Source organism: Pseudomonas sp. O39, from assembly GCF_045447295.1.
GTDB classification, from domain to species: Bacteria; Pseudomonadota; Gammaproteobacteria; order Pseudomonadales; family Pseudomonadaceae; genus Aquipseudomonas; species Aquipseudomonas antarctica_A.
The window spans coordinates 95,255-115,528 of sequence record NZ_JBJGXV010000021.1; the positions used below are offsets into that span (position 1 = coordinate 95,255).

General features: G+C 59.9%; 19 protein-coding genes. 14 read left to right on the plus strand and 5 right to left on the minus strand.

Features of this window, described 5'->3' with window-relative positions; genetic code table 11:
• Positions 1–164: 164 nt before the first annotated feature.
• Together ACI77D_RS22835 and aspA are read right to left on the minus strand one after the other, a co-directional pair.
• Positions 165–614 carry a GNAT family N-acetyltransferase gene (locus ACI77D_RS22835; protein WP_064454770.1) on the minus strand — a complete coding sequence of 150 codons (450 nt, stop codon included), beginning with the start codon at positions 612–614 and terminating at the stop codon, positions 165–167.
• 342 nt (positions 615–956) lie between these two features.
• Positions 957–2,381 carry an aspartate ammonia-lyase gene (aspA, locus tag ACI77D_RS22840; RefSeq protein WP_407017544.1) on the minus strand — a complete coding sequence of 475 codons (1,425 nt, stop codon included), beginning with the start codon at positions 2,379–2,381 and terminating at the stop codon, positions 957–959.
• Positions 2,382–2,563: 182 nt separating this feature from the next.
• Between aspA and ACI77D_RS22845 the strand changes: the two genes are divergently transcribed.
• The 5 genes from ACI77D_RS22845 to ACI77D_RS22865 all read left to right on the plus strand — a co-directional run bounded on the left by ACI77D_RS22845 (position 2,564) and on the right by ACI77D_RS22865 (position 6,376).
• Complete coding sequence (locus ACI77D_RS22845; protein ID WP_064454769.1) at positions 2,564–3,472, plus strand: LysR substrate-binding domain-containing protein; 909 nt, start codon at positions 2,564–2,566, stop codon at positions 3,470–3,472.
• A gap of 348 nt (positions 3,473–3,820) precedes the next feature.
• Positions 3,821–4,312, plus strand: coding sequence for a 5-(carboxyamino)imidazole ribonucleotide mutase (purE, locus tag ACI77D_RS22850; RefSeq protein WP_003195648.1), 492 nt, complete (start codon positions 3,821–3,823; stop codon positions 4,310–4,312).
• Between the two features lie 11 nt (positions 4,313–4,323).
• A complete protein-coding gene (locus ACI77D_RS22855; protein WP_053258711.1) occupies positions 4,324–5,409 on the plus strand; it encodes a 5-(carboxyamino)imidazole ribonucleotide synthase in 1,086 nt (361 codons plus the stop codon).
• Between the two features lie 107 nt (positions 5,410–5,516).
• The gene (locus tag ACI77D_RS22860) at positions 5,517–5,762 is read left to right on the plus strand and encodes a GlsB/YeaQ/YmgE family stress response membrane protein (protein WP_010168336.1); all 246 of its coding nucleotides are present in this window, start codon (positions 5,517–5,519) and stop codon (positions 5,760–5,762) included.
• Positions 5,763–5,839: 77 nt separating this feature from the next.
• Positions 5,840–6,376, plus strand: coding sequence for a DUF3299 domain-containing protein (locus ACI77D_RS22865; protein WP_050784921.1), 537 nt, complete (start codon positions 5,840–5,842; stop codon positions 6,374–6,376).
• A gap of 119 nt (positions 6,377–6,495) precedes the next feature.
• Here the strand turns inward: ACI77D_RS22865 and ACI77D_RS22870 are convergent, their stop codons facing one another.
• Both ACI77D_RS22870 and ACI77D_RS22875 read right to left on the minus strand, forming a co-directional pair.
• Entirely contained in the window at positions 6,496–7,395 is a 900-nt protein-coding gene (locus tag ACI77D_RS22870; protein ID WP_407017545.1) for a D-hexose-6-phosphate mutarotase, read from the minus strand.
• Positions 7,396–7,452: 57 nt separating this feature from the next.
• Entirely contained in the window at positions 7,453–7,857 is a 405-nt protein-coding gene (locus tag ACI77D_RS22875; RefSeq protein WP_003176975.1) for an acyl-CoA thioesterase, read from the minus strand.
• Positions 7,858–8,312: 455 nt separating this feature from the next.
• Here ACI77D_RS22875 and ACI77D_RS22880 point away from each other — a divergent pair, with 455 nt between their 5' ends.
• The 9 genes from ACI77D_RS22880 (at position 8,313) to ACI77D_RS22920 (ending at position 18,730) form a co-directional block, all read left to right on the plus strand.
• Positions 8,313–9,602 carry an MFS transporter gene (locus ACI77D_RS22880; protein WP_064454766.1) on the plus strand — a complete coding sequence of 430 codons (1,290 nt, stop codon included), beginning with the start codon at positions 8,313–8,315 and terminating at the stop codon, positions 9,600–9,602.
• Positions 9,603–9,852: 250 nt separating this feature from the next.
• Positions 9,853–10,839, plus strand: coding sequence for a phosphate ABC transporter substrate-binding protein PstS (locus ACI77D_RS22885; RefSeq protein ID WP_053258707.1), 987 nt, complete (start codon positions 9,853–9,855; stop codon positions 10,837–10,839).
• Between the two features lie 484 nt (positions 10,840–11,323).
• Positions 11,324–13,357, plus strand: coding sequence for an ABC transporter permease subunit (locus ACI77D_RS22890; protein ID WP_407017548.1), 2,034 nt, complete (start codon positions 11,324–11,326; stop codon positions 13,355–13,357).
• 15 nt (positions 13,358–13,372) lie between these two features.
• Complete coding sequence (gene pstA, locus ACI77D_RS22895) at positions 13,373–15,043, plus strand: phosphate ABC transporter permease PstA (RefSeq protein WP_064454764.1); 1,671 nt, start codon at positions 13,373–13,375, stop codon at positions 15,041–15,043.
• Between the two features lie 93 nt (positions 15,044–15,136).
• Positions 15,137–15,970: a phosphate ABC transporter ATP-binding protein PstB gene (pstB, locus tag ACI77D_RS22900; RefSeq protein WP_221295917.1), complete on the plus strand. Its 834-nt coding sequence runs from the start codon at positions 15,137–15,139 to the stop codon at positions 15,968–15,970.
• Positions 15,971–16,085: 115 nt separating this feature from the next.
• Positions 16,086–16,847 (plus strand): phosphate signaling complex protein PhoU, encoded by a 762-nt coding sequence (gene phoU / locus ACI77D_RS22905; RefSeq protein WP_053258703.1) that lies wholly within the window; start codon positions 16,086–16,088, stop codon positions 16,845–16,847.
• Between the two features lie 168 nt (positions 16,848–17,015).
• The gene (locus ACI77D_RS22910; protein ID WP_407017546.1) at positions 17,016–17,915 is read left to right on the plus strand and encodes a response regulator; all 900 of its coding nucleotides are present in this window, start codon (positions 17,016–17,018) and stop codon (positions 17,913–17,915) included.
• Between the two features lie 187 nt (positions 17,916–18,102).
• Positions 18,103–18,426, plus strand: coding sequence for a type II toxin-antitoxin system RelE/ParE family toxin (locus ACI77D_RS22915; RefSeq protein WP_064454761.1), 324 nt, complete (start codon positions 18,103–18,105; stop codon positions 18,424–18,426).
• A gap of 4 nt (positions 18,427–18,430) precedes the next feature.
• The gene (locus ACI77D_RS22920; RefSeq protein WP_064454760.1) at positions 18,431–18,730 is read left to right on the plus strand and encodes a helix-turn-helix domain-containing protein; all 300 of its coding nucleotides are present in this window, start codon (positions 18,431–18,433) and stop codon (positions 18,728–18,730) included.
• A gap of 43 nt (positions 18,731–18,773) precedes the next feature.
• Here ACI77D_RS22920 and ACI77D_RS22925 read toward each other — a convergent pair whose 3' ends face one another.
• On the minus strand, positions 18,774–20,114 hold the full coding sequence (locus tag ACI77D_RS22925; protein WP_053258701.1) for a hemolysin family protein: 1,341 nt from the start codon (positions 20,112–20,114) through the stop codon (positions 18,774–18,776).
• Between the last annotated feature and the right edge of the window lie 160 nt (positions 20,115–20,274).

The following is a 20,274-nucleotide window of genomic DNA, read 5'->3' on the forward strand; positions in this document are numbered from 1 at the left end:
TACCGACGGCCGCAGACGCGAAGAGGGGCCGCACTATACCTAGCCGAACGGCATACGTCTGCATGAGGCGATTAAAGGAAGATGCAGCGGTCAGTGACCACCGGCTTATGGACCGATGAACGCTCACGCCCGGGGTGGTTCCCCAGGCGGGGTTTAACGAGGTTTCAGCGCTGGTAGATATCGGAGCGGAAGACTTGCCAGATGTAGTTCGGTTGGTTAACCGGCACAAAGCCCATCTTTTCATACAGCCACGGCGCTGTCGTAGTGGCCAGTATGATGCGGCGCAGCTGCTCGGCCTCGGGGCCCGCCAGTATGCCTTCGGACACCCAGCGGCCCAGGCCTTTACCTTGATATTGTTCGTCGACAAACACATCGCACAAATAGCCGAACGTCGCAAAATCCGTCACCAGCCGGGCAAAGCCGACTTGCCGCTCATGGTGATAGACGCCCATGCATAAACTGTTATCAATGCTTAATTGCACACGGTCACGGGTAATGCCTTTGGCCCACGTCGACTGGACGAGAAACCCATGGATAAAGTCCAGGTCCAGCAGGCGCTTGTCTGCGTTCAGGCGGTAGCCCTCAGCAGTAAAAAAATCATCATTCTTTTTCATTATAAAGTTCCATTTTACTAAAGAATTTGACCCTGGCCGTGAGTGCGACAAGCCCTGCGCCAACCATAGCTAACAGCACATTCAAAAACCATAGATTGCGCTGGAAGGCTCCATCCTCCGTACTGAGTGCTCCTGCTATCAGGTTTCCAGCCCTGGCAAGGAGAAAGCATCTGTGTCTGCAACGTCCGCGCAGGACTTTACACACGAAAAAGAGGGCGCTTGCTTTTGTATCTGTCGAGGCTTTACGACAGGCAAAAAAAAGGGCCTGGAGAATGGTTCTCCAAGCCCTCAAAAGGTGAGAGGTGTCTAGTCCCTCAACCTGGTGAGCGGTGCAACAAACGCTTAGGCCTTCAGCGGGACCAAACGTGGGGCAATCATGTTTTCGGGGCGCAGGATGTCGTCGAGCATGGCGTCGTCGAGCAAGCCTTCTTCGCGCACCAACTCCAGCACACCACGACCGCTTTCAAGGGCGATGCGCGCGATGCGGGTGGCGTTTTCATAACCGATGTACGGGTTCAGCGCGGTGACCAGGCCGATGGAGTGCTCCACCAGTTCGCGGCAGCGTGCTTCGTTGGCGGTGATACCGACGATGCAGTGCTCGCGCAGCATGTCCATGGCGCGTTGCAGCAGGCGGATCGAGTCGAAGATCTTGAACGCGATCAGCGGTTCCATCACGTTCAGCTGCAGCTGGCCGCCTTCGGCTGCCATGGTCAGGGCCAGGTCGTTGCCGATGACTTGGAACGCCACTTGGTTAACAGCCTCCGGGATCACCGGGTTGACCTTGCCGGGCATGATCGAGCTGCCTGGCTGACGTGCCGGCAGGTTGATCTCGTTGATGCCGGTGCGTGGGCCGCTGGACAGCAGGCGCAGGTCGTTGCAGATCTTCGACAGTTTCACCGCGGTACGCTTGAGCATGCCGGAGAACAGCACGAAGGCGCCCATGTCGGAGGTGGCTTCGATCAAGTCGGCAGCCGGTACCAGCGGCTGGCCGCTGATCAGTGCCAAGCGCTGCACGGCCAGGGCCTGGTAGCGCGGATCGGCGTTGATGCCGGTGCCGATGGCGGTGCCGCCCAGGTTCACTTCGGTCAACAGCTCAGGCGCCAGGGTTTTCAGGCGGGCCAGGTCTTCACCGAGGGTGGTGGCGAAGGCGCGGAATTCCTGGCCGAGGGTCATCGGCACGGCGTCTTGCAATTGGGTGCGACCCATTTTCAGCACCTGGCTGAACTCGACGCCCTTGGCGGCGAACGCCTGGATCAGGCTGTCGAGGCTGGCCAGCAGCGCGTCATGGCCCAGCAGCAGACCCAAGCGGATCGCGGTCGGGTAGGCGTCGTTGGTCGACTGCGCCATGTTCACGTCGTTGTTGGGGTGCAGGTACTGATATTCGCCCTTGTTGTGGCCCATGGCCTCCAACGCGATGTTGGCGATGACTTCGTTGGCATTCATGTTGGTTGAAGTGCCAGCGCCGCCTTGAATCATGTCCACCACGAATTCTTCGTGGAAATCGCCACGGATCAGGCGGGCACAGGCTTCGCTGATGGCAGCGTGCTTGGCTTCGCTGAGCTGGCCCAACTCGCGGTTGGCGTCAGCGGCTGCTTGCTTGACCATTGCCAGGCCGACCACCAATTTCGGGTAATGCGAAATCGGAACGCCCGAGAGGCGGAAGTTATTCACCGCTCGCAGGGTCTGGATGCCGTAATACGCTTGAGCAGGTACTTCGAGTACGCCAAGCAGGTCTTTTTCTGTGCGGAATGATGCAGCGGAGGACATGACGGAAATCATCTCGATATGGACCCGGAACTGGCCGGAACGCTGCGAATGCTAGGCTTGTGGGAGTTTTTGGGCCAATGCTGTTAAACACTGGCCTATGCACAAACGGCATAATGCAGGTGTGACCCAGCTATCATGGCGGGCGTGTGTGCCAAAATGGTGCGTACCCGTGGGAGGAAGTGATGAACCTTGAGAGCAAATGGCTGGAAGACTTCAGCGCCTTGGCGGCGACTCGCAGCTTTTCCCAGGCGGCGGAGCGGCGCTTTGTTACCCAGCCAGCGTTCAGCCGTCGTATTCGCAGCCTGGAAGCTGCGCTCGGCTTGACCCTGGTCAACCGCTCGCGCACGCCAGTCGAATTGACGGCGGCGGGGCAGTTGTTCCTGGTGACTGCGCGCACGGTGGTCGAGCAACTCGGTGAAGTGCTGCGCCATTTGCATCACTTGGAAGGCGGGCAGGGCGAAGTCATGCAAGTGGCGGCCGCTCACTCCCTGGCTTTAGGCTTCTTCCCGCGCTGGATCGCGCAACTGCGTAACGAAGGGCTGAATATTGCTACACGGCTGGTCGCCACCAACGTCGGTGACGCGGTGCACGCCCTGCGTGAAGGCGGCTGCGATTTGATGCTGGCGTTCTACGACCCGGATGCGGCGATGCAGATGGACCCGGAGATCTTCCCGTCGCTGCACCTGGGCAATACCGAAATGCTCCCGGTGTGTGCTGCCGATGCCGACGGCAAGCCGTTGTTCGACCTGGAAGGCGAGGGCAGTGTGCCGCTGCTGGCCTACAGCGCCGGGGCATTTCTCGGTCGCTCGGTGAACCTGTTGCTGCGCCAACGCGCACTGCGTTTTACCACGGTGTACGAAACCGCCATGGCCGACAGCCTCAAGAGCATGGCGCTGGAAGGGCTCGGCATTGCCTGGGTGCCCCAACTGAGCGTGCGGGCCGAACTGGCGCGCGGTGAACTGGTGGTCTGCGGCGGGCCGCAATGGCATGTACCGCTGGAAATTCGCCTGTATCGCTGCGCGTTGGTGCGCAAGGCGAACGTGCGGTTGTTGTGGCGTAAGTTGGAAGGTGGTGCTGCACAAGGCACCTGAAAGGGATGAAGATCAAATGTGGGAGCTGGCTTGCCTGCGATGCGGGCACCTCGATACATCAGGCATATTGAGGTGATGCTATCGCAGGCAAGCCAGCTCCCACATTGTTCCAAGTCCCATGGTTGATCGGCGGTGTTTTCGCTGACCTGAAAGTCAATAAAACCGCCGGTTTGCGCCGCTGGACAGATGGTCATTCCAGGGGCTGTTTATCTGGATTATTACGGTATACTGCGCGGCCTTCGGCCGGTCCAACCGGCCAAATTTCGTACAACAAGCCACGCCGGATTTCCCGCGTGGCTTGTTGTTTTTTGACGCGCCTGCGGGCGCCCAGAGAGAAGAGGCACGACGATGAGTGCATTGGTTGGCGTGATCATGGGCTCCAAGTCCGATTGGTCCACCCTTAGCCACACCGCCGATATGCTGGAAAAACTCGGCATTCCGTATGAAGTGAAAGTGGTCTCTGCCCACCGCACCCCGGATTTGCTGTTCCAGTATGCCGATGAAGCAGAATCCCGTGGCATCGAGGTGATCATCGCCGGTGCCGGCGGTGCGGCGCACCTGCCAGGCATGTGTGCGGCCAAGACCCACCTGCCGGTGCTCGGCGTGCCGGTGCAGTCGTCGATGCTCTCGGGCGTGGATTCGCTGTTGTCCATCGTGCAGATGCCGGCCGGTATCCCGGTGGCGACCCTGGCGATCGGCAAGGCCGGCGCGATCAACGCCGCCTTGTTGTCCGCCAGCATCCTGGGCGCCAAGCACCCACAGTTCCATGCGGTGCTGAAAAAATTCCGTGCTGAGCAGACAGACAGCGTGCTGGACAATCCAGACCCACGCATCGCCTGAGGTTGTTGACGATGAAGATCGGTGTAATCGGTGGCGGCCAGTTGGGCCGCATGCTGGCCTTGGCGGGAACCCCGCTGGGGATGAACTTTGCTTTCCTGGACCCGGCGCCCGACGCTTGCGCGGCGGCACTCGGCGAGCACCTGCGGGCTGACTACAGCGACCCGGATCACCTGCGCCAACTGGCCGACGAAGTCGACCTGGTGACCTTCGAGTTCGAAAGCGTCCCGGCCGAAACCGTGGCCTTCCTCTCGCAGTTCGTACCGGTGTACCCGAGCGCCGAAGCCTTGCGCATCGCGCGTGACCGCTGGTTCGAGAAGAGCATGTTCAAGGATTTGGGCATCCCGACGCCGGCGTTCGCCGACATCCAGTCCCAAGCCGACCTGGACGCCGCCGTTGCCTCCATCGGCCTGCCGGCCGTGCTGAAAACCCGCACCCTGGGTTACGACGGCAAGGGCCAGAAAGTCCTGCGCACGGCTGCCGATGTGGTCGGCACCTTCGCCGAGCTGGGCAGCGTTGCCTGCCTGCTGGAAGGTTTCGTGCCGTTCACCGGTGAAGTCTCCCTGATCGCCGTGCGTGCCCGTGATGGCGAAACCCGCTTCTACCCGTTGGTGCACAACACCCACGACAGCGGCATCCTCAAGCTGTCCGTGGCCAGCACTGACCATCCGTTGCAGGCCCTGGCCGAAGACTATTCCAGCCGTGTGCTCAAGCAGCTGGATTACGTCGGCGTGATGGCGTTCGAGTTCTTTGAAGTCGACGGTGGCCTCAAGGCCAACGAAATCGCCCCGCGCGTGCACAACTCCGGGCACTGGACCACCGAAGGCGCCGAGTGCAGCCAGTTCGAAAACCACCTGCGGGCGGTGGCGGGCTTGCCGTTGGGCTCCACGGCCAAGGTCGGTGAGAGCGCCATGCTCAACTTCATCGGTGTTGTACCGCCGGTGGAAAAAGTCATCGCCATCGACGACTGCCACCTGCATCACTACGGCAAGGCCTTCAAGGCCGGGCGCAAGGTCGGCCACGCCAACCTGCGCTGCAAGGACCGCGCGACCCTGCAAGGGCAGATCCTCAAGGTCGAAGCGCTGATCGCCGAGCAATAACCCGGGGGACGGCGGGAACCATTGGTTGCCGCCGTCTCTCTGATTGCAGGATGGCAAAGCCTGACTAGGCTTTGGCATGACTCACATTCAATTCAGAGGGAAATGCCATGGGTATCATCGGAACCATTTTTATCGGCCTGATCGTCGGTCTGCTCGCGCGTTTCCTCAAGCCTGGCGACGACAGCATGGGTTGGATCATGACTATCCTGTTGGGTATCGCAGGTTCCCTGGTCGCCACTTATGGCGGTCAGGCCCTGGGCATCTACCAGGCGGGTCAAGGCGCAGGCTTTATCGGTGCGCTGATCGGCGCCATCGTGTTGCTGGTGATTTACGGTCTGCTGCGTAAAAAATAATTAAGCGACAAAGCCCTCTGCGCTGCGCAGGCGCAGAGGGCTAGAATGCTCGTCACTTGTAATTGCCGAGCCTCTCCATGCGCCGCCTTCTTTTGACTCTCCTTTTGTTGGGCTCCGGCCTGGCCCACGCTGGCGAACTGCCAGAAACCGATTGGCTCGACCTGATGCCGCTGTCGGATCAGAAAGCCCTCGAAGCCATGCCCGAGATCGACCACAACTCCCCCGAAGCCCAAGGCACGTTCACCGACAAAGGTGGCTTGAAGCAAAGCAAAGGCTTGCCGGCGGTGATGTATTCGACCAAGACCGTGGCCGCCATGAACGGCAAGAACATCCGTATCGGCGGTTACCCGGTGCCGTTGGAAACCGATGCCAAAGGCCGCAGCACGCTGTTCTTCCTGGTGCCTTACCCGGGCGCCTGCATCCATGTGCCGCCACCGCCGCCTAACCAGTTGGTGCTGGTGCGTTATCCCAAGGGGTTGAAGCTGGATGATATCTACACACCGCTGTGGGTCACGGGCACGTTGAAGGTGGAGAAGGTGAATAACGATTTGGCGGATGCGGCGTATGCGCTGGATGCGGGGAAAGTGCGGGTGGTGAAGGAATCGGATCTTTAAGCTGACGCAGAACCCAATGTGGGAGCGGGCTTGCTCGCGAATGCAGGGTGTCAGTCACTGCATGTGTGGCTGACACACCGTATTCGCGAGCAAGCCCGCTCCCACATTTTTGATTGGGTTTACAGGGCGAGACTGATGATGCTTACGCCCAAGGTATGGCTTTCACCCGGCGCCAAGCTCACCACATCATCCAGCACATTCGCTGTCTCGATGCACAGCATGCCCTGCCAGCCATCATCGGCCATGTCGTCGAACGCCTTGGCGCGTTCGGTCCAGGGGTTCCAGATCACCGTCGAGTTCGAGCCCTGCCTGGTGAGCTGGATGCGGCGCTGCCAGTCTTTATCGACAATGTTCAACTGCGCCGGGGTATTGAGGTAGATACGGTCGGTCTCGGCCGTGAAGTGCAGCAACCCGGATTGCTGTTTGTTGCTCCAGCCGTCGGCGGTGTCGATATACGCCAGCCCGTCCAGGCCTTCGACCTGTACGTTGCGCACGTCGCTCACGGCGAAATAGGTGTGCAGCGCCTGGCTGAGGGTTACCGTATCGGTGCCACGGTTGTGGCTGGTCAGCTGGATATGCAGTTGATCGTCCAGCAACAGGCTCAGCTTCAGGTCGACCTGATGGGGCCAGCCGGGGAAACCGCCTGCAGGCACTGGCAATACCAGGTCTACGCGCACTGCATCGCCTTCAATCGTGGTCCCGGCCAATTCCCAGCGTGCAGTCCGTACAAAACCGTGGGCGCCGGCAGGTTGATCGCTCTGGCGCATCGTTTGTACGCTTTGCGGGTTGCGGTCGAACACGCCGAACCACGGCCAGCACACCGGCACGCCGGTACGAATGCCTTTGCCCTGCTTGAACACCGCCTCGGGGTTCGGCCAGATCAACGGCTGCTCGCCCTGACGCTGGTAACTGAAGATATGTGCGCCCTGTTGGGCCACCAGCAGTTCGGCGCCGTTGTGACGGATGCGCCAGCAGTCCAGCTCGTCGATTTTCACGGTTTCAACGTGGGGCGTAGGCATACAGAGCACTCTTTATGGCAGGCAATGGGGCAATTGACCGTCAAAACCCGGCGAGGTTTAACGTGCGCGTGACGGCACTGAACGCGTGCGGCCGCTGCCATCAATCGCGACGAACACAAACACCGCCTCGGTGACTTTGCGCCATTCGCTGGACAGCGGGTCGTCGCTCCAGACTTCGACCATCATCTGGATCGAACTGCGGCCGATTTCCAGAGCCTGGGTATAGAAGGACAATTGCGCGCCCACCGCCACCGGTACCAGGAACGCCATGCGATCGATGGCCACGGTGGCCACACGTCCGCCCGCTACCTTGCTGGCCATGGCCGTACCGGCCAGGTCCATCTGCGCGACCAGCCAGCCGCCGAAAATATCGCCAAAACCGTTGGTTTCACGCGGGAGGGCGGTGATTTGCAGGGCGAGATCGCCTTGCGGGATAGGATCTTCTTGTTCGAGTTCGATCATGCCGAGGGTGCCTCTGACCCGTGACGCTTCATGGGTATTTCAAGTGGATAGCCGTCTTCCGGAAAAACGTTTCAGCACCAACATACACCGCTCGATACGTTTCTCATAAGGCGTACTAAAGGGAAACTCTGCCAAATCGGCTGGATGGCACCCAACGACGTTTTGGCACAGCAGCCCGTCAAGACAGCGGGTTTGGCGCTTGCACGGGCCGAGTATATCGAGACCCTGGCGCCGAGACGACCTCCCGGCACTCATTTGGTCGGCAAATCGCGGCTGTAATGCGGCTTTTTCCCGCAACTGTGCTTCTGATGACTAATAAAGCGCAGGAACGGGGAATAACGCGCGCCTTTAAACTGTTATTCGGTGGGCGCTGTGCTTTTTCAAGCGATTTGCTATCTTGCCAGACCCGCCGCAAGTCCCGGGCTTGCCGTCACTACTATAAGAGAAGCCTTGCCATGTCCTCCGTGCCCGCAAGCAGTGCGCAACCGTCGCGCCCGCTGACCCGCAACGACTACAAAACCCTGTCACTGTCTGCCTTGGGCGGGGCGCTGGAATTTTACGACTTCATCATCTTTGTGTTTTTCGCCACCGTGGTCGGAAAACTGTTTTTTCCCGTCGACATGCCGGAATGGCTGCGCATGATGCAGACCTTCGGCATCTTCGCCGCCGGCTACCTGGCGCGGCCGTTGGGCGGCATCATCATGGCGCACTTTGGCGACTTGCTGGGTCGCAAGAAGATGTTCACCTTGAGCATCTTCATGATGGCCGTGCCGACCTTGATCATGGGCCTGCTGCCGACCTATGCGCAGATCGGCCTGTGGGCGCCGCTCCTGCTTCTGTTGATGCGCGTTATCCAGGGCGCGGCGATTGGCGGCGAAGTACCGGGCGCCTGGGTGTTCGTCTCCGAACACGTACCGCCGCGCCATATCGGCTACGCCTGCGGCACCCTGACCAGCGGCCTCACTGCCGGCATCCTGCTCGGCTCGCTGGTGGCCACCGCCATCAACACCCTTTATAGCCCGGAGCAAGTGTCGGATTACGCCTGGCGAATCCCGTTCCTGCTGGGTGGCGTGTTCGGTCTGCTCTCGGTGTACCTGCGCCGCTGGCTGCATGAAACGCCGATCTTCGCCGAAATGCAGCAACGCAAAACCCTGGCTGCCGAACTGCCCTTGCGCGCCGTGTTGCGCGACCACCGTGGCGCCATCGTGCTGTCGATGTTGCTGACCTGGTTGCTGTCGGCCGGTGTTGTCGTGGTCATCCTGATGACCCCGACCGTGCTGCAAACCGTCTATCACTTCAGCCCGACCATCGCGCTGCAAGCCAATAGCCTGGCCATCGTCACCCTCAGCCTCGGCTGCGTCGCCTCCGGCGCCCTGGCCGACCGCTTTGGCGCCGGCCGCGTACTGGTCATCGGTTGCCTGTTGCTGTTGGCGACGTCGTGGACGCTTTACCACAGCCTGATCGATCACCCGAACTGGCTCTTCCCGCTGTACACCCTGACGGGTCTGTTTGTCGGTGTGATCGGCGTGGTGCCTTACGTGATGGTGAAAGCCTTCCCACCGGTAGTGCGTTTCAGCGGGTTGTCGTTTTCCTACAACGTCGCCTACGCCGTGTTTGGGGGGTTGACGCCGCTGGCGGTGTCGCTGCTGATGAAGGAAAGCCCCATGGGCCCTGCTTACTATGTCGCCGTGTTGTGCGTGATGGGGACGTTGGTCGGTGGGTACCTGTGGAAGCGCGGGCGGTAAGCCGATAGTTGAAGATCGTTCCTACGCAGCTGTGTAGGAACGGTCATAGATTACAGAGTATTTCTGAAACACCGCTTCAAGCGCGTCAACCTCCTCGCAAGCCCCGTATTTATTGATCTTTCCCCTTCCTGTCAGGTTTTTCATAAATGCTGGCCTTTCATCTAATTGTCACATTGCGGACATAGAGTGTTCACACGGCCTACCGATACTTGGCCCCGATCCAACTATCCCTATCTGCTAGGAGCAAGGCATGAAACTGAAGCGTTTGATGGCGGCAATGACTTTTGTCGCTGCTGGCGTTGCGACCGCCCACGCGGTGGCCGCTGGTGTTGACCCGGCAATTCCGGCTTACGCCAAGACCACCGGCGTCTCGGGCAACTTGTCCAGCGTTGGTTCCGACACTCTGGCTAACCTGATGACCCTGTGGGCTGAGTCCTACAAAAAGGAATACCCGAACGTCAACATCCAGATTCAGGCTGCCGGCTCCGCCACTGCACCTCCTGCGCTGACTGAAGGCACCTCCAACCTGGGCCCGATGAGCCGCAAAATGAAGGACACCGAACTGGCGGCCTTCGAGCAGAAGTACGGCTACAAGCCAACCGCTATTCCGGTGGCTGTGGATGCCCTGGCTGTATTCGTGCACAAGGACAACCCGATCCAGCACCTGACCATGGAACAAGTCGACGCGATCTTCTCGTCTACTCGTCTGTGCGGCGCTAAAGCCGACGTGAAAACCTGGGGCGACCTGGGTGTGACCGGCGACCTGGCCAACAAGCCGGTGCAATTGTTCGGTCGTAACTCGGTATCCGGCACCTACGGCTACTTCAAAGAAGAAGCCCTGTGCAAAGGCGACTACAAGCCTAACGTGAACGAACAGCCAGGCTCGGCGTCGGTCGTGCAGTCGATCAGTTCCTCGCTGAACGGCATCGGTTACTCGGGCATCGGCTACAAGACTGCAAGCGTGAAGACCGTGGCCCTGGCCAAGAAAGGCAGCACTGACTTCATCGAAGACAGCGAAGAAAACGCCCTGAACGGCAAATACCCGCTGTCGCGTTTCCTCTACGTGTACGTCAACAAAGCCCCGAACAAGCCTCTGGCCCCGCTGGAAGCTGAGTTCGTGAAACTGGTTCTGTCCAAACAGGGCCAGGAAGTGGTCGTCAAAGACGGCTACATCCCACTGCCAGCCAAAGTTGCCGCCAAGGCCCTGGCTGACCTGGGTTTGAAAGAAGGCAACTAAGCCTGCAAGACCTGGTGTAGACGCATGTTTTTCTGTGGGAGCGGGCTTGCCCGCGATGCTGGCGACGCGGTTTAGAGTTGAAACCGTATGACGCCATCGCGGGCAAAACCGCTCCCCCACTCGCCGTCTACACCCCTAATTTTTTAGTCCGCTGCCAGCTCTGCTCCGCGGCGGATTTCTTGCGTCACTGCATTGTCATCTTTCTGTCATACAGGATCGCTAGGGTGTGCGCATGAATGATCTGGCCAATTCCACCATGACGACGACTTCTCCCCCCAAGCGCATTGATTTCAATACGCCTGAGCTGCAACGCAAGCGCCGTATTCGCGCGCTGAAAGATCGCCTGACCCGTTGGTATGTGTTGATCGGCGGCCTCGCCGTCCTCGGCGCCATTACCCTGATTTTCTTCTTCCTCGCTTATGTCGTTGCGCCGCTGTTCCAAGGTGCCTCGCTGACCAAGGAAGACGCGCTGACGCCAGCCTGGATCCAGGACGCCGGCAAGCCGTTGATGATCTCCCTCGAAGAACAGAACCAGGTCGCCATGCGGGTTTCCGATAAGGGCCAGGCGCTGTTCTTTAATGTGGACACGGGTGCCGAGCTCAAGCGTGTCGACTTGCCGCTTCCGGCAGGCACCAGTGTTGCCTCCATTGGTGAAGACCAGCCGGGCAGCCCGCTGGTGATCCTCGGTTTGTCGAATGGCCAGTCCCTGGTGTTCCGCCATACCTATAAGGTGTCCTACCCGGACGGCAAGAAAACCATTACGCCTGCGGTTGAATACCCTTACGGCGAAACGCCGATCGTGCTGGATGAAGCCGGTCGTCCGTTGGAACACGTCGCCCTCAATGCCACCGACTCGTCGCTGGTGGTCGCCGGTTCGGCCGGTTCGCACTTGAACGTGTTGGCCCTGAGCCGCGAAGAAAACATGATGACGGGTGAAGTCACCAGCGAGCAGAAGCGCATCGAGCTGCCGCAAATGACCGAGCCGGTGAAGGCGATCTTCATCGACCCACGCCAGCAGTGGCTGTATGTGATCAACGGTCGCGCCCTGGCCGATGTGTTCAGCCTGCGCGACAAGAGCCTCAACGGTCGCTACAAACTGCTCGAAGACGGCAACGCCGAAATCACCGCCAGCACCCAGCTGGTGGGCGGTATCTCGCTGATCGTCGGCAACTCAAAGGGTGGCCTGGCCCAGTGGTTCATGGCGCGCGACCCGGATGGCGAACAGCGCCTGAAGCAGATCCGTACCTTCCAGATGGGCACCGCGCCGATTGTGGAAATCACCGCTGAAGAACGTCGCAAAGGCTTCACGGCGCTCGATGCGTCCGGCAAGTTCGGCGTGTTCCACAGCACGGCGCATCGCACCTTGCTGGTGGACCCGGTGGTCGATGGCCAGGGTGTGTTCGGCATGTCGCCACGCGCCAACCGTGTGATCGTCGAAGCCGGTGGCAAGCTGCAACCGCTGCTACTGGACAACCCACACCCGGAAGTGTCCTGGAGCGCGTTGTGGAGCAAGGTCTGGTACGAGAACTACGACGAGCCTAAATACGTCTGGCAATCGACCGCCGCCAACACCGACTTCGAACCCAAGATGAGCCTGGCGCCGCTGACCTTCGGTACGCTCAAAGCCGCGTTCTACGCCATGCTGCTGGCCGCCCCACTGGCCGTCGCCGCGGCGATCTACACCGCTTACTTCATGGCCCCGAGCCTGCGCCGCAAGGTCAAGCCGGTGATCGAATTGATGGAAGCGATGCCGACGGTGATCCTCGGCTTCTTCGCCGGCCTGTTCCTTGCGCCATATGTGGAAGGGCATTTGCCGGGGATTTTCAGCCTGCTGATGCTGCTGCCGATTGGCATTCTGGTCGCTGGTTTTATCTTCAGCCGCCTGCCTGAATCGATCCGCCTGCGTGTGCCCGATGGTTGGGAAAGCGCCATCCTGATTCCGGTGATCCTGTTTGTGGGCTGGCTCTCGCTGTACATGAGCCCGTACCTGGAAACCTGGTTCTTCGGCGGCGACATGCGCATGTGGATTTCCCATGACCTGGGCATCACCTACGACCAGCGCAACGCCCTGGTAGTCGGTTTGGCCATGGGCTTTGCGGTGATCCCGAACATCTACTCCATCGCCGAAGACGCCGTGTTCAGCGTGCCGCGCGGCCTGACCCTGGGTTCCCTGGCCCTGGGCGCCACGCCATGGCAGACCATGACGCGCGTCGTCATCCTGACCGCCAGCCCGGGGATTTTCTCGGCGCTGATGATCGGCATGGGCCGCGCCGTCGGCGAGACCATGATCGTGCTGATGGCCACCGGTAACACTCCGGTGATGGAGATGAACCTGTTCGAAGGCCTGCGCACCCTGGCGGCCAACGTCGCGGTGGAAATGCCTGAGTCGGAAGTCGGTGGTAGTCACTACCGCGTGCTGTTCCTCTCGGCGCTGGTGCTGCTGCTGTTCACTTTCATCATGAACACCCTCGCCGAGCTGATTCGTCAGCGTCTGCGCAAGAAATACTCGTCGCTTTAAGAAAGGTAGAAGTCTGTGAAACAGAACTCCCTGAATGGATGGTTCAAGAGCGGCGCCCCCGGCGTCTGGATCAGCGGTGGCGCGGTGTCCATCGCGGTTATCATGACCATTGGTTTGCTGGCTGTGATTGCGGTGCGCGGTTTGGGCCACTTCTGGCCGGCTGACCTGATCCAGGCCAACTACAACGTGCCGGGCCAGGAAAACCATATCGTCATCGGCGAAGTGGTACAGAAGGAAGAAGTACCGCGCGAGCGCCTGAAAAGCGCTGGCTTGCCGGTACCGGACCAAGGCCCGGAATTCATGACCCGCGAGCTGATCAAGGTCGGCAACCGTGACTTGAACGGCAACGATTTCACCTGGATCGTCGGCGAGTGGCTCAAGGACCAGACCAAGCCTGCCAACCTGATGACCATCGAGCGGCGTGAGTGGGGCAACTTCTACGGCACGCTGGTCAACGTCAAGCAGGATGGCAAGGTCATCGCCGAAGGCGAAGCCGCTTGGCCGGAGCTGCAAGCCCGCGTCGACCGCGTGAACAAGTTGGCTGCCCAGCTCAAGAGCCTGGAAAAAACCGATATCGGCGCGATCAACGCCGGGTTGGAGCGCATCCGCCTGCACGGTCGCAAGCTTGAGCTGGAAGGTAAGCTCGATGCTACCGCCCAAGCGGACATGGATTCAGGCCGTGCCGAACTGAACAACCGCTACAAGGACGTCGAAGCGCGCCTGGCCGACTTGCACGCCCAGTTCAACCGCGACAGCCTGACCGCTCGCGACGCCAACGGCAAAGAAGTGGAAATCGGCATCGGCAAAGTGGTACATGCCTACCAGCCGAACGCCATGGGCACGCTGACCAAGGTCGGCTTCTACTTCAGCAAGGTCTGGGAATTCCTCAGCGATGACCCACGGGAAGCCAACACCGAAGGCGGGATCTTCCCGGCGATTTTCGGCACCGTGATGATGACCCTGATCATGGCGATGATCGTGACCCCGTTCGGCGTGCTGGCAGCGGTGTACCTGCGTGAATACGCCAAGCAGAACACCCTGACCCGGATTATCCGTATCGCCGTGAACAACTTGGCCGGCGTACCGGCCATCGTCTACGGCGTGTTCGGCCTGGGCTTCTTCGTGTATGTGCTCGGCGGCTCGGTCGACCGTTTGTTCTTCGCCGAAGCCCTGCCGGCACCGACCTTCGGCACGCCTGGCCTGTTGTGGGCCTCGCTGACCCTGGCGTTGCTCGCGGTGCCAGTGGTGATCGTCGCGACCGAAGAAGGCCTGGCGCGGATTCCTCGCACGGTGCGTGAAGGTTCGTTGGCGCTTGGCGCGACCAAGGCGGAAACGCTGTGGAAGATCGTGCTGCCAATGGCCAGCCCGGCGATGATGACCGGCATGATCCTCGCCGTGGCCCGCGCCGCCGGTGAAGTGGCACCGCTGATGCTGGTAGGTGTGGTGAAACTGGCGCCATCGCTGCCGCTGGATGGCAACTACCCGTACCTGCACCTGGACCAGAAAATCATGCACCTGGGCTTCCATATTTATGACGTCGGCTTCCAGAGCCCCAACGTCGAAGCCGCACGACCGCTGGTATACGCCACCGCCTTGCTGCTGGTGCTGGTGATCGCCACGCTCAACCTGTCGGCGGTGTGGATTCGTAACCACCTGCGCGAAAAATACAAAGCGCTGGACAGCTAAAGCTATTAGCCACAAGCGGCAAGCTACAAGCCGCTTTTGCTCAAATCTTGCAGCTTGCAGCTAGAAGCTGGCAGCTACGAACGGAGTGAGACCATGCAACACGAAACCCACACCCACGGCATCAACATGTCGGCCCTGGGTCGCGACAAGCAGAGCCTGAGCCTGGCCCAGGAAACCGTGGCCATCGAAGTGCCAGGCCTGAGCCTGTACTACGGTGAAAAGCAGGCCCTGTTCGATGTCAGCATGAACATTCCCAAGCAGCGCGTGACCGCCTTTATCGGCCCGTCCGGCTGCGGCAAGTCCACGCTGCTGCGCACCTTCAACCGCATGAACGACCTGGTGGACGGTTGCCGCGTAGATGGTGCAATCAACCTCTACGGCAGCAACATCTACCGCAAGGGCGAGGACGTGGCCGAGCTGCGTCGCCGTGTGGGCATGGTGTTCCAGAAGCCGAATCCGTTCCCCAAGACCATCTACGAAAACGTGGTCTACGGCCTGCGCATCCAGGGCATCAACAAAAAACGCATCCTCGACGAAGCGGTGGAGTGGGCCCTGAAAGGCGCGGCACTGTGGGAAGAGGTCAAAGACCGCCTGCACGATTCGGCACTCGGCCTGTCCGGCGGCCAGCAGCAGCGTCTGGTGATCGCCCGTACCATCGCCGTGGAACCGGAAGTCTTGCTGCTCGACGAACCGTGCTCGGCACTTGACCCGATCTCGACGCTGAAAGTCGAAGAACTGATCTACGAGCTCAAGTCCAAGTTCACCATCGTCATCGTGACCCACAACATGCAACAGGCGGCGCGGGTTTCCGACTACACCGCGTTCATGTACATGGGCAAGCTGGTGGAATTCGGCGACACCGATACCCTGTTCACCAATCCGGCGAAGAAGCAGACCGAAGACTACATCACCGGTCGTTATGGCTAGTTGGAGCAGCTGCGAGCCGCAAGCTTCAAGCGGCAAGTAAAAGCAGTTCAATGCAACGACACATATCAACTTGCAGCTTGTAGCTTGCGGCATACAGCTTTTGTGGAGCAAAACCATGATTTCGAAGGAAGGCTTAACCCATCACATCTCCGCGCAGTTCAACGCCGAACTTGAGGAAGTGCGCAGCCACCTCCTGGCGATGGGCGGGCTGGTGGAGAAGCAAGTCAACGATGCCGTCACTGCGCTGATCGAGGCCGACTCTGGTCTGGCCCAGCAAGTGCGCGAGATCGATGACCAGATCAATCAGATGGAACGCAATATCGACGAAGAATGCCTGCGCATTCTGGCGCGTCGCCAACCGGCGGCGTCTGACCTGCGTTTGATCATCAGCATCTCCAAGTCGGTAATCGACCTGGAGCGCATTGGCGACGAAGCGACCAAAATCGCCCGCCGTGCCATTCAGCTGTGCGAAGAAGGCGAAGCACCGCGCGGTTATGTGGAAGTGCGCCATATCGGTGACCAGGTACGCAACATGGTGCGCGACGCCCTCGACGCGTTTGCCCGTTTCGACGCCGAGTTGGCGTTGTCGGTGGCGCAGTACGACAAGACCATCGACCGCGAATACAAGACCGCACTGCGTGAGCTGGCCACCTACATGATGGAAGACCCGCGCTCTATCTCGCGGGTCTTGAACATTATCTGGGTGCTTCGCTCCCTGGAGCGTATCGGCGACCACGCGCGCAATATCTCGGAACTGGTGATTTACCTGGTGCGCGGTACCGACGTACGGCACATGGGGCTCAAGCGTATGAAGGCTGAAGTTGAAGGCACCGCTGATCAAATCCCTAATGTTCCGGGCGAATCTGACGATAAGTAAGGTTGCCCGAGAAATTAACGCCCGGCCTTTGGTCGGGCGTTTTCGTTTGAGGTATCTGAATATTTTGCGCAGCAGGAGCAATATAGTCCTTCTGCGACCAGCGAGTTTTGGCAAAATGCCATCAGTCAGGCGTTTTGCGTGCCGAAGTTTTTATAGGATGAAGGGTCGATGAGTAAAGTCAGTGTGTTGGTGGTGGATGACGCCTCGTTTATCCGCGACCTGGTGAAGAAGTGCCTGCGCAACTACTTCCCTGGGATCAAGATTGAAGACGCGGTGAACGGCAAAAAGGCGCAAACCATCCTGATGCGCGAGACCTTCGACCTGGTGCTGTGCGACTGGGAAATGCCCGAGATGTCCGGTCTTGAATTGCTGACCTGGTGCCGTGAGCAAGCCCATCTGAAGGCCATGCCCTTCGTGATGGTGACCAGCCGTGGCGACAAGGAAAACGTAGTCCAGGCGATCCAGGCCGGGGTTTCCGGCTATGTCAGCAAGCCGTTCACCAACGAACAGTTGCTGAGCAAGGTCAAACAGGCCCTGCACAAAGTCGGCCGCCTTGACGCGCTGGTCGCCAGCGCGCCGACCAAGATGAACTCGGCCTTCGGCAACGATTCCCTGAGCGCCTTGACTGGCGGCAGGCCTGAAGCCGTCAAAGCTGCCCCTGTGGCAGCGCCGAGCAACGGCCTGCTTAACAACCAGCCTGTGCAGGCGGCTCCGGCTGCTTCGCCGGCTGGTGGGCGCGGTCAGGGCCAACTGCGCCTGTCCAGCGGCACCCAGCAATGCGTGATCAAGGCGCTGAGCATCAAGGAAGCACTGCTGGTGGTGCGTCGTGGCGAAGTCCTGCCTCAGGTGCTGGAAAGCGCGGTACTGGACCTTGAGCAAGGCGACAACGCCGAAGTCGCACGCCTCAACGGCTACCTGCACGCGATCGTCGCCTATGAGCCGAGGCCCGACAGCGACTGGCTGCAACTGACCTTCCGGTTTATCGACCAGGATGCGCAGAAGCTCGACTACATCTCCCGCCTGATCGCGCGCGGCACGGCGCAGAAGCACTTTGTGCCGGGTGCGTGATCGCCTGAATAACGGGAATCGACCGACTGTCTGATTCCCGTCAGGTGACTTGATTTATATCTGTTTCGATATAGTCTTTCGATAGCGCATCAGTGCGATCGCGCTTTTGCTATGCCTTGAAACAAAGCTGCACCGCCTTCGCCTGAGTCGTCTATTACGCTTTTTCTTTCCAGGAAAGGAGAAGCCAATGCCAAGGCACAAGGACGTGGTGTTTCTAGGTAGCTCGCTCAAGGACCTCAAGGAGTTTCCTCTCGACGCCCGAAGGGCAGCCGGTTTTCAGTTGGATCTTTTGCAACAGGGTGAACAGCCTTTTGATTGCAAGCCGATGAAAACTATCGGGAGGGGCGTCAGCGAGATTCGGATCACGGAGGAATCGGGAGCGTTTCGAGTCTTCTATGTGGTCAATCGGCCGGAAGCTGTCTATGTGCTGCACGCGCTGCGCAAGACCACACAGAAAACCGAAGGGCGGGATATCGAACTGGCTCGTGCCAGATTGCAGGAGTTAGGTTAAGCCTATGACAGACTCAAAAATTCAAACCGAACGTTTCAGTAGTGTCTGGGATGCTTTGGAGGATACTCCGCAGCAAGCCGCCAACATGCGGCTGCGCTCAAAGTTGCTGCTGGAACTGTGCAACACCATTCGCAGTTGGGAGTTGTCGCAGAAAGCGGCCGCCGAGCGGCTCAATATCAGTCAGCCTCGGCTCAATAACATCCTGAATGGCAAGATCGATAAGTTCTCACTGGACGCGCTGGTCAATTTGTCTGCCGCAGCGCATTTGGAGGTCGACATCTGCTTCTCCCCGCTGCCGGCATAATCAACGGCGCAGGAGCGAGTTGCTCGCTCCTGCGTTGATCTGATCAATCGAGCAACAGCACCTTGGCCAACACGATCTTCGGCCCTTTCATCTTCTTGATGATGATGCGCAAGCCTTCAACCTCCAGCACTTCTTCCTCTTCCGGCACCCGCTTGAGGGTGTCGTAGATCAAACCGGCCAGGGTTTCGGCTTCGATGTGGTCCAGGTCGACGCCCAGCAGGCGCTCCACCTTGAACAGCGGCGTGTCGCCACGCACCAGCAGTTTGCCCGGCTGGTAGGCGAGGATGCCGCGCTCGGCCTTGCGGTGTTCGTCCTGGATATCGCCGACCAGCACTTCCAGCACATCTTCCATGGTCAGGTAGCCGATGATCTTGCCGTCGGCTTCTTCCACCAGGGCGAAGTGCGCGCCGCCTTTGCGGAACTGCTCCAGCAACTGCGACAACGGCATGTGCCGCGACACGCGCTCCAGCGGGCGGGTCAGCTCGGCCAGGTTGAACGATTCGGGGATGTGGTCCAGGGCCGCCAGTTCCAGCAGCAGGTCCTTGATGTGCAGCAGGCCGACGAACTCATTGCGCACTGCGTCGTACACCGGGTAGCGGCTGAATTTGTGGCGGCGGAACAGCGCCAGGATTTCCTTGAGCGGGGCGTTGAAGTCCAGGGTCACCAGGTCTTCCCGGGAGTTGGCCCAGTCCACCACTTCCAGCTCGCCCATTTCCACCGCAGAGGCCAGCACGCGCATGCCTTGGTCGCTCGGGTCCTGGCCACGGCTGGAGTGCAGGATCAGCTTGAGTTCTTCGCGGCTGTAATGGTGCTCATGGTGTGGGCCGGGCTCCCCTTGGCCGGCGATACGCAAGATGGCGTTGGCGCTGGCGTTGAGCAGGTAGATCGCCGGGTACATCGCCCAGTAGAACAGGTACAACGGCACGGCCGTCCACAGCGACAGCAGCTCGGGTTTGCGAATCGCCCAGGATTTGGGTGCCAACTCACCGACCACGATGTGCAGATAGGAAATCACGAAGAAGGCGGCAAAGAACGAAACGCCCTTGATCACCTCAGGCGATTGCACGCCCACGGCGCCCAGCAACGGCTCGAGGATGTGCGCAAAGGCCGGCTCACCGACCCAGCCCAGGCCCAGGGAGGCGAGGGTGATACCCAGCTGGCAGGCCGACAGGTAGGCGTCGAGCTGGCTGTGCACGGTGCGCAGGATCTGCCCGCGCCAGCCGTTTTTATGGGCGATGGCCTCGACCCGGGTGGCACGCAATTTGACCATGGCAAACTCCGCCGCAACGAAAAAACCGTTGAGCAGTACCAGGATCAGTGCAAAAAGAATCATGCCGAAGTCGGCGAAGAGTGTGGCGAGGGTGATACCAGGGGAAGGGTCCATGATGGGGTTTTGCAGGTTCCGTGTGTTCAATAAGGGGTGACAGGAGGGCCTGAAAAGCAGGCGCAAGTCGGCCAATGTAGCGGCTGAAAGGGCGCTTGCCTAGTGCCCGCTGCCGGGCGGGGCCTGGAATACATTCGTCCACACGCTGCATGTCCAATGT

Excerpts from the sequence above, each read along its gene's own strand:
- ACI77D_RS22835 (WP_064454770.1), bottom strand. The coding sequence starts at position 614 with ATGAAAAAGAATGATGATTTTTTTACTGCTGAGGGCTACCGCCTGAAC.
- aspA (WP_407017544.1), bottom strand. The coding sequence starts at position 2,381 with ATGTCCTCCGCTGCATCATTCCGCACAGAAAAAGACCTGCTTGGCGTA.
- ACI77D_RS22845 (WP_064454769.1), top strand. The coding sequence starts at position 2,564 with ATGAACCTTGAGAGCAAATGGCTGGAAGACTTCAGCGCCTTGGCGGCG.
- purE (WP_003195648.1), top strand. The coding sequence starts at position 3,821 with ATGAGTGCATTGGTTGGCGTGATCATGGGCTCCAAGTCCGATTGGTCC.
- ACI77D_RS22855 (WP_053258711.1), top strand. The coding sequence starts at position 4,324 with ATGAAGATCGGTGTAATCGGTGGCGGCCAGTTGGGCCGCATGCTGGCC.
- ACI77D_RS22860 (WP_010168336.1), top strand. The coding sequence starts at position 5,517 with ATGGGTATCATCGGAACCATTTTTATCGGCCTGATCGTCGGTCTGCTC.
- ACI77D_RS22865 (WP_050784921.1), top strand. The coding sequence starts at position 5,840 with ATGCGCCGCCTTCTTTTGACTCTCCTTTTGTTGGGCTCCGGCCTGGCC.
- ACI77D_RS22870 (WP_407017545.1), bottom strand. The coding sequence starts at position 7,395 with ATGCCTACGCCCCACGTTGAAACCGTGAAAATCGACGAGCTGGACTGC.
- ACI77D_RS22875 (WP_003176975.1), bottom strand. The coding sequence starts at position 7,857 with ATGATCGAACTCGAACAAGAAGATCCTATCCCGCAAGGCGATCTCGCC.
- ACI77D_RS22880 (WP_064454766.1), top strand. The coding sequence starts at position 8,313 with ATGTCCTCCGTGCCCGCAAGCAGTGCGCAACCGTCGCGCCCGCTGACC.
- ACI77D_RS22885 (WP_053258707.1), top strand. The coding sequence starts at position 9,853 with ATGAAACTGAAGCGTTTGATGGCGGCAATGACTTTTGTCGCTGCTGGC.
- pstB (WP_221295917.1), top strand. The coding sequence starts at position 15,137 with ATGCAACACGAAACCCACACCCACGGCATCAACATGTCGGCCCTGGGT.
- phoU (WP_053258703.1), top strand. The coding sequence starts at position 16,086 with ATGATTTCGAAGGAAGGCTTAACCCATCACATCTCCGCGCAGTTCAAC.
- ACI77D_RS22910 (WP_407017546.1), top strand. The coding sequence starts at position 17,016 with ATGAGTAAAGTCAGTGTGTTGGTGGTGGATGACGCCTCGTTTATCCGC.
- ACI77D_RS22915 (WP_064454761.1), top strand. The coding sequence starts at position 18,103 with ATGCCAAGGCACAAGGACGTGGTGTTTCTAGGTAGCTCGCTCAAGGAC.
- ACI77D_RS22920 (WP_064454760.1), top strand. The coding sequence starts at position 18,431 with ATGACAGACTCAAAAATTCAAACCGAACGTTTCAGTAGTGTCTGGGAT.
- ACI77D_RS22925 (WP_053258701.1), bottom strand. The coding sequence starts at position 20,114 with ATGGACCCTTCCCCTGGTATCACCCTCGCCACACTCTTCGCCGACTTC.